Origin of the sequence: Mediterraneibacter sp. NSJ-151, assembly GCF_022487435.1 — a bacterium.
Lineage (GTDB): Bacteria > Bacillota > Clostridia > Lachnospirales > Lachnospiraceae > Schaedlerella > Schaedlerella hominis.
Window position 1 is genome coordinate 235,191 of sequence record NZ_JAKVPP010000003.1, and the last position, 17,654, is coordinate 252,844.

Annotated in this window: 15 protein-coding genes; 1 reads left to right on the plus strand and 14 read right to left on the minus strand. The window is 34.6% G+C overall.

The window, feature by feature from the left end:
* Positions 1 to 9 precede the first annotated feature (9 nt).
* The 3 genes from LQE94_RS04480 to LQE94_RS04490 form a co-directional block, all read right to left on the minus strand.
* A complete protein-coding gene (locus LQE94_RS04480; protein WP_240577112.1) occupies positions 10 to 1,356 on the minus strand; it encodes an LCP family glycopolymer transferase in 1,347 nt (448 codons plus the stop codon).
* A 67-nt stretch (positions 1,357 to 1,423) separates the two neighbouring features.
* The gene (locus LQE94_RS04485) at positions 1,424 to 2,347 is read right to left on the minus strand and encodes a glycosyltransferase (RefSeq protein ID WP_240577113.1); all 924 of its coding nucleotides are present in this window, start codon (positions 2,345 to 2,347) and stop codon (positions 1,424 to 1,426) included.
* 62 nt (positions 2,348 to 2,409) lie between these two features.
* On the minus strand, positions 2,410 to 3,813 hold the full coding sequence (locus tag LQE94_RS04490) for an undecaprenyl-phosphate glucose phosphotransferase (protein WP_240577114.1): 1,404 nt from the start codon (positions 3,811 to 3,813) through the stop codon (positions 2,410 to 2,412).
* A 260-nt stretch (positions 3,814 to 4,073) separates the two neighbouring features.
* On the opposite strand from LQE94_RS04490, the gene LQE94_RS04495 reads away from it, so the two are divergent.
* The gene (locus LQE94_RS04495; protein ID WP_240577115.1) at positions 4,074 to 5,054 is read left to right on the plus strand and encodes a glycosyltransferase family 2 protein; all 981 of its coding nucleotides are present in this window, start codon (positions 4,074 to 4,076) and stop codon (positions 5,052 to 5,054) included.
* An 89-nt stretch (positions 5,055 to 5,143) separates the two neighbouring features.
* Here the strand turns inward: LQE94_RS04495 and LQE94_RS04500 are convergent, their stop codons facing one another.
* From LQE94_RS04500 to uvrA, 11 genes are all read right to left on the minus strand, one after another.
* Positions 5,144 to 5,755 (minus strand): GerMN domain-containing protein, encoded by a 612-nt coding sequence (locus LQE94_RS04500; RefSeq protein ID WP_022075941.1) that lies wholly within the window; start codon positions 5,753 to 5,755, stop codon positions 5,144 to 5,146.
* 23 nt (positions 5,756 to 5,778) lie between these two features.
* Complete coding sequence (locus LQE94_RS04505; RefSeq protein ID WP_240577116.1) at positions 5,779 to 6,687, minus strand: nucleotidyltransferase family protein; 909 nt, start codon at positions 6,685 to 6,687, stop codon at positions 5,779 to 5,781.
* A gap of 49 nt (positions 6,688 to 6,736) precedes the next feature.
* Positions 6,737 to 7,012, minus strand: a complete 276-nt coding sequence (locus tag LQE94_RS04510) for an HPr family phosphocarrier protein (RefSeq protein ID WP_118723561.1) — start codon at positions 7,010 to 7,012, stop codon at positions 6,737 to 6,739.
* 35 nt (positions 7,013 to 7,047) lie between these two features.
* Complete coding sequence (locus LQE94_RS04515) at positions 7,048 to 8,373, minus strand: CdaR family protein (RefSeq protein WP_240577117.1); 1,326 nt, start codon at positions 8,371 to 8,373, stop codon at positions 7,048 to 7,050.
* A complete protein-coding gene (cdaA, locus tag LQE94_RS04520; RefSeq protein ID WP_240577118.1) occupies positions 8,360 to 9,232 on the minus strand; it encodes a diadenylate cyclase CdaA in 873 nt (290 codons plus the stop codon). Before cdaA ends, LQE94_RS04515 begins: the two co-directional genes overlap by 14 nt.
* A gap of 33 nt (positions 9,233 to 9,265) precedes the next feature.
* Positions 9,266 to 10,345 (minus strand): hypothetical protein, encoded by a 1,080-nt coding sequence (locus tag LQE94_RS04525; RefSeq protein WP_240577119.1) that lies wholly within the window; start codon positions 10,343 to 10,345, stop codon positions 9,266 to 9,268.
* A gap of 3 nt (positions 10,346 to 10,348) precedes the next feature.
* Entirely contained in the window at positions 10,349 to 10,741 is a 393-nt protein-coding gene (locus LQE94_RS04530) for a hypothetical protein (RefSeq protein WP_240577120.1), read from the minus strand.
* 55 nt (positions 10,742 to 10,796) lie between these two features.
* The gene (locus LQE94_RS04535; RefSeq protein ID WP_334301594.1) at positions 10,797 to 11,492 is read right to left on the minus strand and encodes a ComF family protein; all 696 of its coding nucleotides are present in this window, start codon (positions 11,490 to 11,492) and stop codon (positions 10,797 to 10,799) included.
* Complete coding sequence (gene recD2 / locus LQE94_RS04540; RefSeq protein ID WP_240577145.1) at positions 11,486 to 13,696, minus strand: SF1B family DNA helicase RecD2; 2,211 nt, start codon at positions 13,694 to 13,696, stop codon at positions 11,486 to 11,488. The genes LQE94_RS04535 and recD2 overlap by 7 nt, the downstream gene beginning before the upstream one ends.
* 19 nt (positions 13,697 to 13,715) lie before the next feature.
* On the minus strand, positions 13,716 to 14,705 hold the full coding sequence (locus LQE94_RS04545) for a rod shape-determining protein (RefSeq protein WP_022075950.1): 990 nt from the start codon (positions 14,703 to 14,705) through the stop codon (positions 13,716 to 13,718).
* An 88-nt stretch (positions 14,706 to 14,793) separates the two neighbouring features.
* Positions 14,794 to 17,643: an excinuclease ABC subunit UvrA gene (uvrA, locus tag LQE94_RS04550; protein WP_240577121.1), complete on the minus strand. Its 2,850-nt coding sequence runs from the start codon at positions 17,641 to 17,643 to the stop codon at positions 14,794 to 14,796.
* Positions 17,644 to 17,654: the final 11 nt, after the last annotated feature.

Genomic DNA, 17,654 nt, shown 5'->3' on the forward strand with positions numbered 1-17,654 from the left:
ACAGATTATTTAATATCCAGCACCTGTATCACTTTGGCTAGAATCGTCGCCGTAATTATAGTCACCACCATAGTTATTTGAATCATTATAATCCGTTTGCCCCGGATCATATGTTGTACTATCATCATAGTTAATTCCATCACCATAACCTTGATTTGATCCATCATAACCTTGGTCGCTATAATCAGTATATCCGTCATTATAATAAGAATCCGAACTATCTGTCGTACCCATACTGCCATTTTGACTTATACTTTCAAGTTCACTGTTAATAGCTGATAATGTAGATGATGGTGTATATCCATCTTCACCAAATAAATATTGATGCAAAGTTCTAACATTACTTTCTAATGTTAGAGGAACAACAACATTTCCTGCATCTTCATAATCCATAGTATCTTTTACTTCTGGAAAACCAGTAGTATCTGCCAACTGATACTTCATGGCATCTTTTGCATAAGCCAAAATCTCTTTTAAAGTGAAGTTTGTTTCTATTTTAGGAAATACTTTATCAATAATCTTATTTATTGTTGCTAAATCTGCCTTCTGGGCTTTTTCTGCTATTTTAGCCAATACTAATCTTTGACGCTCTGCACGTTTAAAGTCGTCCCCTGAGGTATAACGAATTCTAGCATACGCTGTAGCCTGTACTCCACTTAAAGTCTGAAGACCTGAATGTTCTACTGCAACTGTATTAACACCAGTATTTTCAATTATTTCCATTATATATCCATTTAAATATTCAACCTCTTCATCTGTTACATCAATATCAATTCCACCCAACGCATCAATCACATCAACCAAAGCAGCAAAATCAACTGTAACATAATGTTGTATATCTAAATCCAAATTCTTATTCAACATAGCGATAGCCTGTTCTGCCCCACCAAATGAATATGCTGAATTTGCCTTATTGTATGTTCCGTCTTTTTGTTGTAATAAAGTGTCTCGATATACAGATGAAATCTTTACTTCTTTTGTTTCTCTATTTAAACTAGCAACCATAATCGTGTCACTTCGTTCACCCATTTCATCATTATTTGCTCTTTTATCCAGACCAAACAGTGCGACATTCAAATATCCGGATTCATCATATGACAATTCATCTGAAATACTAAGGGCATCAACATCCAATTTTGCAACATTGAGTTTTCCCATCTTGCTTCCAAAATAAGCCACGCCAACAATTGCAACAATAACAAAAATCAAAAGCACAACGCAAATTCCAACTAAAATTTTCTTACCGGTTGTCATGCCCCTTCTCTTTTGAGTTCTTTTTGCATTTTGAGCTTTTTTTCTATTCGCTTGTTTTCTCATTTTCTGATTTGACACAGAACGATTATTTCGCTTTGACATACTATTTCCTTTCTTCTTACCGTTTGTACTCCGCTGATTGATATCATACATGATTTTATTTAAAACATCAATCCGTTTTCTCCCAATATCTCTGATTCATTGTACATTTTTTAATCAACCACATCGGTAACTGACCGTATTTTTTTCCAAGACAGTAACCCATATATTTAAATCCGCTCTGCAAAATCAATTTAATAATAAGCCACGGCTTTTTAATTTTAATTAAATAAATCATTGTATTTTTAACCAGACGCATTCCTTCTGACTCAGATTTAATGTTTTGAAATACTTCCGGATGCTCAACTTGCGAAACAGCAAGATCGAAATTTCTCTGGAATTGCTGTTTACAATTATAATTATGTGAATGAATCACTTTCGCTTCTGCAACATATTTTACTAGCCCGCCGGATTGAATAATTTTTGCAGCCATAATCATATCTTCATTAAAAATTGTTTTTTCTTCAAATCCTCCCAATGATTCATAAACCGATTTCCTATATGCTGCACATACATCTGAGCAAAAATATGTCTTAATCCCTAACGTTTCCAAATCTTCCAATGATTTTATTCTGCTCTGTTCTGGATAGTTAAATGCTCTTGTGTATCGCTCAATCACATTACATTTACTATTCGGTAATTGTCTTGCATAAGCAGCTGCAATCTTTTCATTATCAAATGCTTTTACTAATTCTTCAACTAAATATTCATTTACCGGCATAGCATCCTGGGTCATATAAACAATAATATCTGCATGGGATTGCATTGCACCTTCATGTCTGGTTCCCCCATGATCAAACTGTTCCGGCTTTATTTTTGAAATTCGGATTTTATCACTTAAATTTTTTAATTTCTTAGGGAATATACCCGTTTCTGTATCAATAATATGAATTTCATGAATCGGATACGTTTGCTTTAATAATTTTTTTATCAAATAGACAACTGATTCGTCTGGTCTATATGTCGGAATAATTATATCTACACTTTTATTCATTTTGCACCTTTTCACAATATCTTACATTATAACATTACTCATGTGTAATTGATTTTTGTTTATCAATATGCATTCTTATTAATAAATCCTTTAAGAAACGTTAACAAGATTATCTTAATATCAAATCCCAATGTCCAATTTTCAATATAATATAAATCATATTCTATACGTTTACGGATAGATGTATCCCCACGGTATCCATTCACCTGTGCCCAGCCTGTCAATCCTGGTCTGACTTGATGTTTTATCATGTATCGTGGAATCTCTTCTTTAAATTTTTCTACGAATAGTGGTCTCTCCGGACGCGGTCCGACAAGACTCATATCACCTTTTAATATATTGAACAATTGTGGTAGTTCATCAATACTTGTTTTGCGAATAAATTTTCCTATAGGTGTCACACGTGGATCATTCTTAACGGTCCAACCTTTTTTCTCATCTTTTTCCTTTTGTACAACCATAGAACGGAATTTATACATATAAAATGGCTTATTCTTTAGTCCAATACGTTCCTGTTTAAATATCAATGGACCTGGATCGGTTACTTTGATAATAATTGATACAACTAACATAACCGGAGAGAACAAAATAATTGCAACTAACGCTCCAAATATATCCATCGACCGTTTCATAAAACGATTAATCCAGTTATTTAAAGGCACGTGTCTGATATTAATAACCGGAAGTCCTTGAATGTCTTCTGTATAAGGTTTTGTGGGAATAATATTATTATAATCAGGAATAAACTTTGTATGAACTCCCGATTTTTCACACATATTGACAATTTTTTTTAGTTTGTTATATTCGTCCAATCCTAATGTAATTACAATCTCATCAAGTTTATTTTCAGGAAGGATAATTTTTAAATCGTCTGTACAGCCAATTACATTAATTCCTTTGTATTCTGAACCTATTTCAATACTGTCATCCAAAATACCTCTTATTTGATATCCCCATTCAGGGTTTGCTTTGATTCGATCTATATATTCTTCTGCCGCATTACTATATCCCACTAAAATAATATGTTTTAGATTATATCCATTTTTTCGTATTTTACGTAATATTATACGAACCAGATTTCTTTCCAGAACTTCTCCGAATACATCAACTACACCGAACACAAAAAGCATTGTTCGAGATACATTAGGCTGTTTTATAACGTATAATACAACAATCAATGCCATAACACCAATTATATTTGCTTGCAGAATTCTCCATGCTTCCAGCCGTCTTCCAAGGACTCGCTTAGGAACATACAGTTTAAAAATATAATATAGCATCAGGAAACCAGGAACAATCCCCCATAACCATTTCATATATTCCTGCAAAGACAGATACCATTCATCTAACTCAAATATACCACTTCGAAAACGGATATACCATGACAACGCATAAGCTAATATGATTACAATTCCATCTAGCACAACCTGAATTTGATTCAGTAATTTTTGATTTTCTTTAATCATTTTATTTTAACCTCTTATTTTTTGCATAATATATAATTCAATAAAGCATTCACTCAATTTTTTAATTACATTATCTGCTATATAATACAACATTTTACTCTATTGAACAAGTAAAAACACTAATTTTACACACATTTCTTCATTATTTTGTAACATTTATGTAAAAAATATAGTTTTTATAAATAATTTTGCTTTTTTATAGATTCTAAAAAAGAGATTTGTTATAATGCAATAAGATTATGCTTAAAAGTGAGGATATTATGAAAGTCACAATAATTATTCCAAATTATAATGGAAAACATTTTATGGAGCCCTGTTTAAAATCTTTAGAAGTACAAACATGTAAAGATTTTAAAATTCTTGTTGTTGATAATCATTCAACAGATGGCAGTCTTGAATATATGGCACAATATTATCCTGATATTGAAGTGATTGCTTTAAAGGAAAACTATGGATTCAGTACTGCTGTCAATACAGGTATACGTCATGCACAAACGCCTTACGTGATTCTTTTAAATAACGACACTACTGTTGACACCCATTATGTAGAAGCTATGATTCAGTCCATAGAAGAATCTCCTTCTATTTTTTCTGTTAGTAGTAAGATGATTCAAATGTATCATCCTGATCTTATTGACAGTGCAGGCGATTTGTATACCGTTCTTGGTTGGGGCGTATGTAGAGGTGCAGGTCGTTCTGTTCAGAATTACCAGAATATAGACAAGATTTTTTCAGCTTGCGCCGGAGCTGCCATTTACCGCAAGAAAGTTTTTGAAAAGATTGGTTATTTTGATGAGTCACATTTCGCTTACTTAGAAGATATTGATGTGGGATATCGCGCGAAAATATATGGCTATCAAAACACTTATTGCCCTACAGCTCTTGTATATCATGTTGGAAGCGGAACAAGCGGTTCTAAATACAATACATTTAAAGTGAAGTTATCTGCAAGAAATAGTATTTGGCTAAATTATAAAAATATGCCATTCTTTCAGCTCTTACTAAATTTTATACCTCTTGTTGTCGGTTATTTCGTTAAATATTTATTTTTCTGCAAAATCGATTTCGGCAACGACTATAAAGAAGGATTAAAAGAAGGTTGGGAAAAACGTAAATCTTGCAATAAAGTTCCTTTCCGCATGAGACATCTTGGCAATTATATAAGAATCGAACTGGAGCTTATAAAAAATACTTTTTCTTATATTTCTGACTGGATTCAAAGGAAACTATTAAAAAACTAACTAACGCAAATTTGGTTTTATATATTCCCTCCAGGCAAAACAAAAATCAGTACACGAATCAAATATCTCCGTGTACTGATTTTTATTTATTAATTAAATTTTCCCATAAATCCCGGATATTCCGCATGTCCGGTTGTAAAGACATCTCCATTTACTGTAATATGGATTTTATCACTTCCATATGCATCCAAAAATGTATTACAAATACTTCCTACAATATAGTATTCTGCTGAAGTACCTAACGTTTTAATATAAGTATTAAATTTATCAGAAAAATCCAACTCTAATAATTTTTCATTATCTTTTTCAAATTCTTTAAAGCTTAAAAGCGAAACATCTACAGGAAGCACTCCCTTATCGACCAATGCTTTTAACACTTCATTTGACGATAATGATTCTACTGCCACCTCTTCACTTTCAAATCCAGAAGCATCAGCATTACTATAATATACTTTTATATTGTCACCTGTTTGAACAGAAACATTTTGTTCATCTGGAATTTGCTGTTCCTCTCCCTCTTGTTTATCAGCATTTTCTTCCGTCTGCACGTCTTTATTTTGTTCTGTTTCATTAGCTGTTTCGATATCTTTTGTCTGTTCTGTTGAATTGGCTTTATTTTCTTTTGAATCTGCTGTTTTTCCACATCCTGAAATTAATGCCATCACAACAAGACCTATAATTATAAGTTTCCCTTTTTTCACTATTTATCGCCCCTTAACTATGATTAAAATAATTTATTAGGATATACTCCTGTTTCAATTAAATTATTAATTGCATTAACTACATCCACTTTATCTTCTTTGTATGTCACTCCAAACCACTTATCTTTAGATTGCAGCACACGAACCGATAACTTCTTTTCTTCCAAAAGCCCCCCTATAATTGTTGGAAGTAAGTATTCAGATTTCAAATCTGTTGCATCCATATTTTCTAAAAACTCTACAAATCCATTTTCTAAAATAGTAAAGAAATCTGGACGTAATCCCCACATATTCATGGAAACCGGAGAGTCTACATCTATTTTTTTATCTCCGCTTTCACATTTAACAACAGCTCCATCTTTTGTCTTCTCTATATCGTGCGTTTCATTAATTTCTACCAACATATTAGATTCATTAACTTTGCACACTCCTCTTGTTACACTTCCATTGTCACTCAATGTATTTTTCAGTACGAAGCCCACCATGCAGATTTCATCTTTCACGCTCTCTTTTGTTAAATAATCGTATGCTTCTTTAAATGCCTGTTTTCCATAATAATCATCTGCATTGATTACCAAAAACGGTGAATCCACAACATCTTTACAACACAAAATCGCCTGTCCTGTTCCCCATGGTTTTGTTCTTTCTGCAAATGTTTCTTGATATTTCTCCGGAATATCGTCTAATTCTTGATATGCATAGTCAACATCAATGACTTTTTCAATACGATTTCCAATAACTTCTTTAAAATCTTTTTCAAGATTTTTTCTAATTACAAATACAACCTTATCAAAGCCGGCTTCCATTGCATCATAGATAGAATAATCCATAATAATTTCACCATTTGGTCCCACCGGCTCTAACTGTTTAATTCCTCCGCCAAATCTGCTCCCAATTCCTGCAGCCATAATTACTAATGTTGCTTTACACATTTGTCTTCTTCCTCCTACTTCCTTTATGATTTTTAATTTGACAAGCTTATCATTCTCCCAAGCCAGCCTGCACAATTGCTATCATTTCATCTAATGCTTTTTCTTCATCTTCTCCATCACAAACAATTGTAATTTCATCTCCACTTTTAATACAGGCTCCTAATATGCTCAATACACTTTTTGCATTTGCTGTCAGTTCACCAGTCCTAGTCGTTTTTTCAATTGTAATTTTTGCGCCAAATTGCATGGCTGTTTTGCAAAATAAACCAGCGGGGCGTAAATGCAATCCTGTTGGATTTTTAATTATCACTTTTCCGCTTACCATTTTTTGCCTCCCTATTTTTCTCTTTTGTCTTATTATCAATCTTTTTTTGAACTATCTGTCGTCTTATTATCTATGCTGCTTGATTTCTCAACTCCGCTTTGATCAGATACATCCGTCTTTTCTTTTAACATAATTCTTACACTTGGTTGCTCTGTCAATGTTACTCCTGTTGCGGTTTCTATTGTCACTGGGACATCATACTCTCCTTCAGCTGTATAATTTTTCAAATCAATTGATGCTGCATTTTTTATATCTAATGTTGCAAGTTCCTGCTCTAAGCCAGTAAATGTAAGTATCAAATCTTTCTCTGCCTCAAAAGAGACCTTAAATTCATCAGATAAATTCTTGACTTGTATTGATTCCACCGGTAATTCTATGGTTTTTGTTCCTTCTTGTTCAATTAGAATTGTTACAACTACATTATTAGCTGTTTCATCAACCAAAGATACTTCTTTTGGAAGAAATGGTGTAATGTCAATTGTATATTCTTTTTTACCATGTTCATTTGTTATATCTATCTGATTTGCCGGAATATTAATACTATCTATCTCAGCCAAAACATCTTCTGTCCCACAAATCTGTACACTTTCCGGTTCTACAGTCATTCCGGTATAAATATAACCTACTTTCGGTTCCCCTGACACTGCAAAGTTCAATCCGACATTTTTGGTATTCAGCATCTGAACATTTACGCTGATTCCTTTATCTCCAAGATTATTACTTAGTTTTGTCTGATCTACAACATTTCCATTTGAATCATAACATACCAATTCTGCATCTACAACACCGCTGTCTGACATCCCTGATATATCTATCTTGGCAACTACCTTTTCAATACTATCAATTAAAGTTTCAGATCCTCGCAAGGTTACCTCTTTCGGATTTGTTGTCATTTCTCCAACTACATATCCATCCCTAGGTGTTCCACTTGTACTGACAGATATCGGGAATTTTTTTCCGGTAACATCTTGAATGTTAACTTCTATATTTCTCGGATTCGTATCTACAGATTGTATGTTTGCTTCATACCCTTTTACTGTTGCCGTTATCGGAACCATATAAGTATTCACATCCATCTGACTTAAATCAGCAGTCGCTGAAATCGACTCTCCGCTAATTTTTGAAACCAAAGAACGTTTTGCATATACTGTTACATTTACTTTTTGAACATCATCTACAATTTGATATACTTTTCCTTTATTTGTAACAACATCGTCATTTATTACAGTAATTGGAATATCTCTGTATACAGCACTCACAACTGGGTCATCTACATTGACAACAATAACCCACAACAAGACTGCAAATAAAAACGCCATAATTTTCAAGCCTATATTTTTGGTTATATTATGCATCTTCATCTTTACGCCGTCCTTTCCGCAGAGAGAACTTTTTAGAATCACCATTTCTGTACTGAATCTGAGACAGTCGAGTACCTAAGTAATCCGGAGTGACTCCGCGTACTAATTGTCCTCCCATTGCAACTGATACCTGTCCTGTTTCTTCTGAAACTACAATCACAAGAGCATCACACACTTCACTCATACCGAGTGCAGCTCGATGTCTTGTTCCAAAATCTTTACTTATTTGCATATTATCAGAAAGTGGCAAATAACATGTTGCTGATGTAATGCGATTTCCTCTGATAATCACTGCTCCATCATGAAGCGGTGTATTATGTTCAAAAATATTAATTAAAACTTGCGGTGAAACCTTACAATCTAACTCTATTCCTGTTTTTTCATATTCTGTCAAATGAATTGCCTGCTCTACTACGATTAATGCACCTGTTTTAACGCGTCCCATATCAAAACAAGCTTTTACAATACCATTCACGGTTTCATCAGAAAAACGTTGATTTTCTTTATTCTTATCAAATAAATTAATATTACTTAGAAGATTTTTCTCCCCAAGCTTTTCTAACGCTCTTCTTAACTCTGGTTGAAACACTACTACAGCTGCAATAGCAAGTACATTGATTGACTCTTTTGCTAGGAATAGAATTGTATGCATCTGAAAAATAGCTGCGAACAGAATAAAAAATCCTAACATAAGCATTCCACGTAACAGCATCCATGCCTTTGTATTTTTTATCCACAGCATAATCTCGTAAACAACAACTGCTATAATTAAAATTTCCACAATATCTGTGATGCCAACGGAAGGAAAATAAGATTCATGTATATATTTGTCAAAAAAAAGGGTTACCCAGCGCTGCACAACATCACCTCCCAGAATTATCTTGACTAGCTACTACTTTTTGGCAGTATCGTCAATTCCCAATTCTTTGTTTAAACTTCTTGTTAAAAGTAAATCCTCTGCTCGTTCATTTCTACCATAATTATTTGTTGTTTCCTGTTTATCATTCTGCTCTATGGACTTCATCTCATCATTTTTTGCATCATTTGTCTGTCCTGTAATTTGTTTTACGTTTTTTTCTGGTGCGGTAACTGCTACTTTTGGAACTGCTTTTACATAATAATGATACTCATCATCCTCAAATTCCAAGTATTCTGTTCTGCTATAATCCACGGACAAAAATAGAACTTCAAACAACAGCCCTACTATTATTGCAAGTATCCCATCAATCAGCATAGATGGGTATGCGATATGGATATTAAACACGACATTTCCAATTACACTGAGTGCTACTGCTGTAAGTACTCCTGTTACAGTTGCGATTTTCCATGCATGATCAATCGAACGAGTTCTCAGCCCATATACAAGGAGTCCACAGACTATAACTATTACCATCATTAATATCATTTCTTTGTTAGAAAAAAACTGTTTAACAAATTTCATCACCATTACTAACAGATTATGTGCCGCTTCCCCTTTAAAAGAAGTTGAACTGATCTTAACAATATGAACCATGTAAAATGTAAAAGTTCCACATACTGCTGAAATTAAACACAATGGTGTCCCTAACAATCCAATCCCAATTACTATTGCAAATGGAATTTTACATGCAAACCCAACTGCAGTTAACAAAATTAACCAAGCCTGGTCTGGCACAAACCGCAAATAAAATATGTACATCAAAAGAAAAAACACACCTGTTATTAACATGAGTCCTAATGACAAAGTATACATATGTGCTAAAATAAGTATTGTAGCTATCAGAGTCATCACTCCCAATGGCAAAAATGCACATATAAGTGCCAACCCAATTGTACAAATTGAAGTAGAAGCTATTTTCAAGAACCCTATATTTGAATTAATCATCCCAAATACTGCTATTCCCAAAGCAAATTGTAATATTCTGATAATATAAAAAGAATATTTTGCATATAATTTTTGAAATTGTTCTCTCCATACCAAAACTGTACTCATGACCTACGCTCCTTTTTTTCCATAGTTTTCTAATTTGGACATATCTCTGTAATATCTTTTCACTCGTTGTTTTGCACGATTATGTTTCGATTTATAATAACTACTTGCACATACGCCATAAATCACAAGAACTATGATATATCCCACAATAACAAGACCGCCTAAAATAAGCATTCTGACAATAGTAAGATTTTCAAAAAGAATATCCATTCCACATACAGCAGCCAAACCAACAATAATTGCATATCCTATCGTTATCCACAAAATCGTAATCAATGTATTTAAACTGATATAGTCTTTTTTATAATAACTGCTGATTTTCTGATCTTGTTTCGCATTTGTCTTTTCATACGAAGCCATACGAACCATTAATCGTATTCTTTTCTTATCCAGCATTTTACACCCTCCGATATAAACTATTCCAAAACATCATTTTAAGTATAGCATATACTCAGAGTCCTTGTCCAATGCTTATCGTTAAAAAGTAAACTTTTTGAGTTCCGGCCTTTTTCAATACCTTTGCAACCCTATCCATCGTACTTCCGGTTGTATATATATCGTCAATTAATAATACTTTATTTTTTACTTCCCATGTTTTTTTAACCCCAAATGCACCTTTGAGATTTCTACTCCGCTCCATTGGATTTAATATTTTTTGCGGTTTTGTATTGCGAATGCGAAATACAGCATTTTCATTTACTGGAATTCCTGATAAAATGCTGAGTTCTTTTGCAATCAATAAGGCTTGGTTAAATCCTCTTTTTCTTTGTTTTGCTTTATATAGTGGAATTGGGATTATTTCTTCAATTTCATTTCTATATATCCATTCCCCGTATCTTTTCATCATCTCTTCTGCAAAGACACTTGCATAATATCTCTTATTATGAAATTTAAATTGATAAATCCCTCTTGAAACAGGTTGTTTCTGAATCCACAATCCTCTTCCCTGGTCAAATATATGCTTTTGTTTTGCACAATCTTGACAATATTCTTGCTCCATTGTTTCAACAGGCTTGCCACATTTCATGCATCTTGGTTCTTTAATATAGTGGATTTTCATTTTACAAAGATCACAAATTTTTTGATTGGTAATATTACCACAGAAAGGACATCTAGGCGGATAGACGATATCCAGAAATTTTAAAATTCCTGGATATGCTCTGCCAGACTTGTATAGCGATTCTGCTCGCTTTTGTTTTGTATCATATATTGAAATACGTCTTCACTCCCAACAATCGTCAAACATTTTTTTGCTCTGGTTACTGCAGTGTATAATAAATTTCGATTATATAGCAATTTTGGTCCTTGCAATAATGGGATAATTACTGCCGGATATTCGCTTCCTTGTGATTTATGAACTGTGATTGCATATGCAAGTTCTAATTCTTCTGTTAACTCAAATGGATAATTTATCGTTCGATGTTCATCATATTCAACTTCCACTGTTCTGTTAAAAGTGTTGATTTCTGTTACAATTCCCATATCTCCATTAAATACGCCTTGCCCTTTATCAACTGCAATTCCATATTTTGTTCGTACTTCCCATTCTAGTTGGTAATTGTTCTTTATCTGCATCACCTTGTCTCCCACACGGAAAATACGTCCATTAATCTCTTCTTCTGTTTTTCCCGGCTCAGATGGATTTAAATATTTCTGCAAAATAATATTCAATCTTTCAACCCCAAGAAGTCCTTTTCTGGTTGGTGTCATTACCTGTATATCATTTTGTGATGCATTCACATATTTGGGTAATTTTTTCTGAATCAATGTCAAGATTACACGGATTATCGTATCTGCGTCCTGGCGTTTCAAAAAGAAGAAATCGCGACTTTTATTATCAAGAACAACTGGCTGTCCTGCGTTTATTTTATGTGCATTAACTACAATATCACTTTCTCCGGCCTGGCGGAAAATTTTAGTCAATGTAACTACACGAAAGCGTTCAGATAAAATAATATCTTTTAGCACACTTCCTGCTCCAACCGATGGCAACTGATTCACATCTCCCACTAATACTAAACGCGTTCCCACAACAATTGCTGATAGTAACGCATTCATCAATGGTAAATCTACCATCGACATCTCATCAATGATAATCACATCCGCCTCTAAAGGATTCTCACGATTTCTCATAAAGCCATTAATATTACCTTCTTCTTCCGGATTTCCGCTCACCTCTAACAAGCGATGAATCGTTTGTGCTTCATATCCGGTTGCTTCTGTCATACGTTTTGCCGCACGACCTGTTGGAGCCGCAAGTAAAATCTGCATGCCTTCACTTTCAAAAAACTGTATCATGGTATTGATTGTAGTTGTCTTTCCAGTTCCAGGACCACCTGTTAATACAATCAGACCATGCTTGATTGATTCAATCACTGCTTGATGCTGCATTGTATCTAATACAAGATTCTCTCGTTCTTCCACCTTCTTAAGTCTTTTTTCTATCATACTTTCCGGCATAGGACAGTCAATTGCTAACTCACTCAGCATCCTTGCAACATTTAATTCCAAATAGTAATAATGTGCCGGATAAACTCTTATTTCTCCATTTTTTTCTTTCATGACAGTCTTATGTTCTATACATAAATCCATAATATATTTCTCAATACTGTCGATTTCAATTCCAAGAATTTGAATTGCTTTTCTTGTCAATACTTCTTTCGGCAGATAAATATGTCCTTCGGCTGTTGCTTGCTGCAAAACATAATAAAGACCGCTTCTTATACGAAAATCTGAATTTGCCGAAATACCTACTCTTGTTGCGATTTCGTCTGCAGTTTTAAATCCTACCCCTTCAATATTGTCTGCTAATTGATATGGGTTTTCTTCCAAAACCTGGTAGAGTTTTGTCCCATAAAATTTAAATATCTTCACCGCAAGCGTAGTAGAAATCCCATATTTTTGCAAATATATCATTGCTTTTCGCATGTCTTTCTTTTCTTCTACTTGTATTGCAATTTCTCGTGCTTTACGCTCACTGATTCCTTTGATTTCGGCCAATCGCTCCGGTTCTTCCTCTATAATCCGAAATGTATCCTCTTTAAATTTTCGAACAATCCTGCCTGCCAGTGCACCCCCCAGACCTTTTATTGCTCCTGAACCAAGATATCTTTCGATTGACATCAAATCCTCTGGTTCTTTTACTTTATAACTGCTGACCTTCAATTGTGTGCCATACACATTATGCGTCACAAACTCACCCTCAATTTCCAGCAGCTCGCCTTCATTAATAAAGTTAAAAGTGCCAACGCATGTCACTTCTCCATCTGTTCCTTCTAAATTAAATACCGTATATCCATTTTTATTATTGCGAAATACAATATGCTCCACATACCCGGTTACTATTTCCATTTCTTTCGTTACTCTCTTCTTATAATTCTCTGCTTCCACCAATATATTCAGCATACTGACCCGTTCCTACCGCAACTACCTTCAACGGATCTTCAGCTGTTATTGTATGAATCCCTGTTTTTTCTTCAATCAACTCTTCCAATCCTCTTAACATAGAGCCACCTCCGGTAAGAAGTATCCCTCTGTCCAGAACATCTGCGGATAGTTCCGGTGGCGTCTGTTCCAATACAGAAATAACAGCTTCTACAATCTGACCGCTTATCTCTTTTAAGGCTTCTTCTGTTTCGGAAGATGTTACTAAAACTGTTTTTGGCAATCCCGTCACTAGATTTCTTCCTTTTACTTCCAATTTTTCAATTTCTGCCAGAGGATACGTTGTACCAATTTTGATTTTTATTTCTTCTGCTGTACGATCTCCTATCAGTAAATTATGTTTTTTCCTCATATAACGCACAATAGCTTCATCAAAATCATCCCCTGCAATTTTTATAGAAGTATTAACTACAGTTCCACCTAAAGAAATAACAGCAATATCAGATGTTCCGCCTCCGACATCAACAATCATATTTCCACATGCCTTGGAAATATCAATTCCTGCTCCAATTGCCGCTGCAACTGGTTCTTCTATCAGGTGAACTTCTCTTGCTCCGGCTGCAAATGTAGCTTCTTCCACCGCTTTCTTCTCCACTTCAGTAACTCCACTTGGAACACATATACAAATTCGTGGCTTTTTAAAAGTTCTTCGTCCCAGTGCTTTTAATATAAAATATTTAATCATCTTTTCTGTTATTGTATAATCAGAAATCACACCATGCCGAAGCGGACGAACAGCTATAATATTCCCCGGTGTACGACCAAGCATCAATCTTGCTTCTTCTCCAATTGCTTTTACTTCATTTGTCTCTCTGTCATAGGCTACAACAGAAGGCTCTTTTAATACAACCCCTTTTCCTTTTACATAAACCAGAACACTTGCTGTTCCTAAATCAATTCCAATATCTACAGCCATGCAATAACTCCCTTTCGAACATTTAATATTTATATTCTTTCGTATCTTTCTATAATAACGTAATTAGCTGTAGAAGAACAGCTCTTTCTTATTTATTTTTCTTAAGTATTGCATCTATATATTTTCCTGTGTAAGATTTCTCACTCAATGCTATTTCTTCCGGAGTTCCACAGGCAACTACTGTACCACCTTTATCTCCACCTTCCGGTCCGATATCAATAATATAATCTGCTGTTTTAATCACATCTAAATTATGTTCTATAACAATAACTGTATTCCCTTCCGCAGTCAATCTCTGTAATATTTCTGTTAATTTATGAACATCTGCAAAATGAAGCCCTGTCGTTGGTTCATCCAAAATGTATACTGTCTTTCCAGTACTTCTCTTACTTAGTTCCGTTGCAAGCTTAATTCTCTGTGCTTCTCCTCCGGATAATTCCGTAGAAGGCTGTCCTAATCTGATATAAGACAGACCAACATCGTTCAAAGTTTCCATTTTCCTACGGATACTAGGAATATTTTCAAAAAATGTTACTGCTTCTTCTACTGTCATATTCAACACATCATAAATATTTTTTCCTTTATATTTCACATCCAACGTTTCTCTATTGTAACGCTTTCCTCCACATACTTCACATGGAACATATACATCCGGCAGAAAATGCATTTCAATCTTTAAGATTCCATCTCCGGAACAAGCTTCACATCGGCCTCCTTTTACATTGAAACTAAATCGACCTTTTTTATATCCTCTTGCTTTTGCATCCGGGGTGGCCGCAAACAAATCCCGGATCAAATCAAATACTCCGGTATAAGTTGCAGGATTAGAACGCGGCGTTCTTCCAATTGGAGACTGATCAATGTTAATTACTTTATCAACCTGCTCCAATCCTTCAATTCTTTTGTGTTTTCCTGGAATTGTTCTCGCACGATTGAGTTCTTTTGCAAGTTTTTTATACAAAATTTCATTTACAAGAGAACTTTTACCCGATCCAGACACTCCGGTTACACATGTCATAACTCCTAATGGAAATTTGACATCAATATTTTTTAAATTATTTTCCTGTGCACCAATAACCTTCAAATATCCTGTTGGCTTTCTTCTTTCTGTTGGAACAGGGATTCTCTTTCTCCCACTCAGATAATCTCCCGTGATAGAATTTTTACATTTCATTAATTCTTTCGCCGTCCCTATTGCAACAACCTGGCCGCCATGTTCCCCTGCTCCTGGTCCGATATCCACAATACAATCTGCTGCAAGCATTGTATCCTCATCATGTTCTACAACAATAAGAGAATTACCCAAATCACGCAATCGTTTTAACGTTGCCAGCAATTTATCATTATCTCTTTGATGCAGACCGATACTTGGTTCATCCAAAATATATGCAACTCCTACAAGGCCCGAGCCAATTTGAGTTGCAAGACGGATTCTCTGTGCCTCACCTCCTGAAAGTGTTCCTGTTGCTCTTGACAATGTTAAATACTCTAATCCGACATCCATTAAAAATTGTATGCGAGCTTTGATTTCTTTTAATATTTGATCCCCGATTATATGTTGTGTCTTGCTTAAGACTAAATTATTCATAAATTCCTGCAGACAATCAATAGATAACGATGTTACTTCTGCAATATTTTTATAGCCTACAGTTACTGCCAATGCACTTTTTTTCAAACGTTGCCCTTTACATTCTGAACACGGAGTAATATTCATAAATGTTTCATATTCTGCTTTACTGTTTTCAGAATGTGTTTCACGGTATCTTCTCTCAACACTCTTTATTAAACCTTCAAATGCAACATCATAAATTCCCTCTCCTCGCTGACCTTTATAGTATACTTTTATAGTTTTTCCATTGGTGCCGTAGATTAGAATATCATGAATCTTCTTTGGATATTTGTCGAATGGTGTATCTAAATCAAAATCATATTCTTTACATAATGCGACAAGAATTGCATTCGTAAAACTATTCTTATCTGCGCATGACTGCCATCCCATTACTGTAATCGCCCCTTCATTAATACTAAGTGAAGGGTCAGGAATCATCAATTCTTCCGAAAACTCCATCTTATATCCAAGTCCAAAGCAAGCCGGACATGCCCCAAATGGATTATTAAAAGAAAAACTTCTTGGCTCGATTTCTTCTATACTTATCCCACAATCCGGACACGAAAAACTCTGACTAAAATTCATTGTTTCACCGTCAATGATATCTACAACCAATAAACCTTCTGCCAAGTTTAACACATTTTCAATCGAATCTGTCAGCCGCTTTTCAATACCCGGTTTTACAACAAGACGGTCTACTATAATTTCAATATTGTGTTTTATATTTTTATCTAAGACTATATCTTCTGATAATTCATACATATTACCATCAACACGGACACGGACATATCCGCTTTTTTTTGCACGTTCAAATAATTTTGTATGTGTCCCTTTACGTCCTCTTACAACCGGTGCCAATAACTGAATTTTCGTTTTCTCCGGCAACGCCATAATCTGATCTGCCATCTCATCTACTGACTGCTTTTTTATCTCTTTTCCACATTTTGGACAATGTGGAATCCCGATTCTTGCATACAAAAGTCGAAAATAATCATAAATTTCTGTCACTGTTCCAACTGTAGAGCGTGGATTATGGTTTGTAGATTTCTGATCAATTGAAATAGCAGGGGATAAGCCTTCGATACTTTCTACATCCGGTTTTTCCATCTGTCCTAAGAACTGACGTGCGTAAGATGACAAAGACTCCATATATCTACGTTGTCCCTCTGCATAAATCGTATCAAATGCAAGAGAAGATTTACCCGATCCACTCAAACCAGTCAATACAACAAGCTCATTTCTCGGAATATCTACATCAATATTTTTTAAATTATTCTCTTTTGCGCCTCGAATTTTAATATACTGTCTGGCGTCCATCTTTTTACCCATATTCTGTCTCC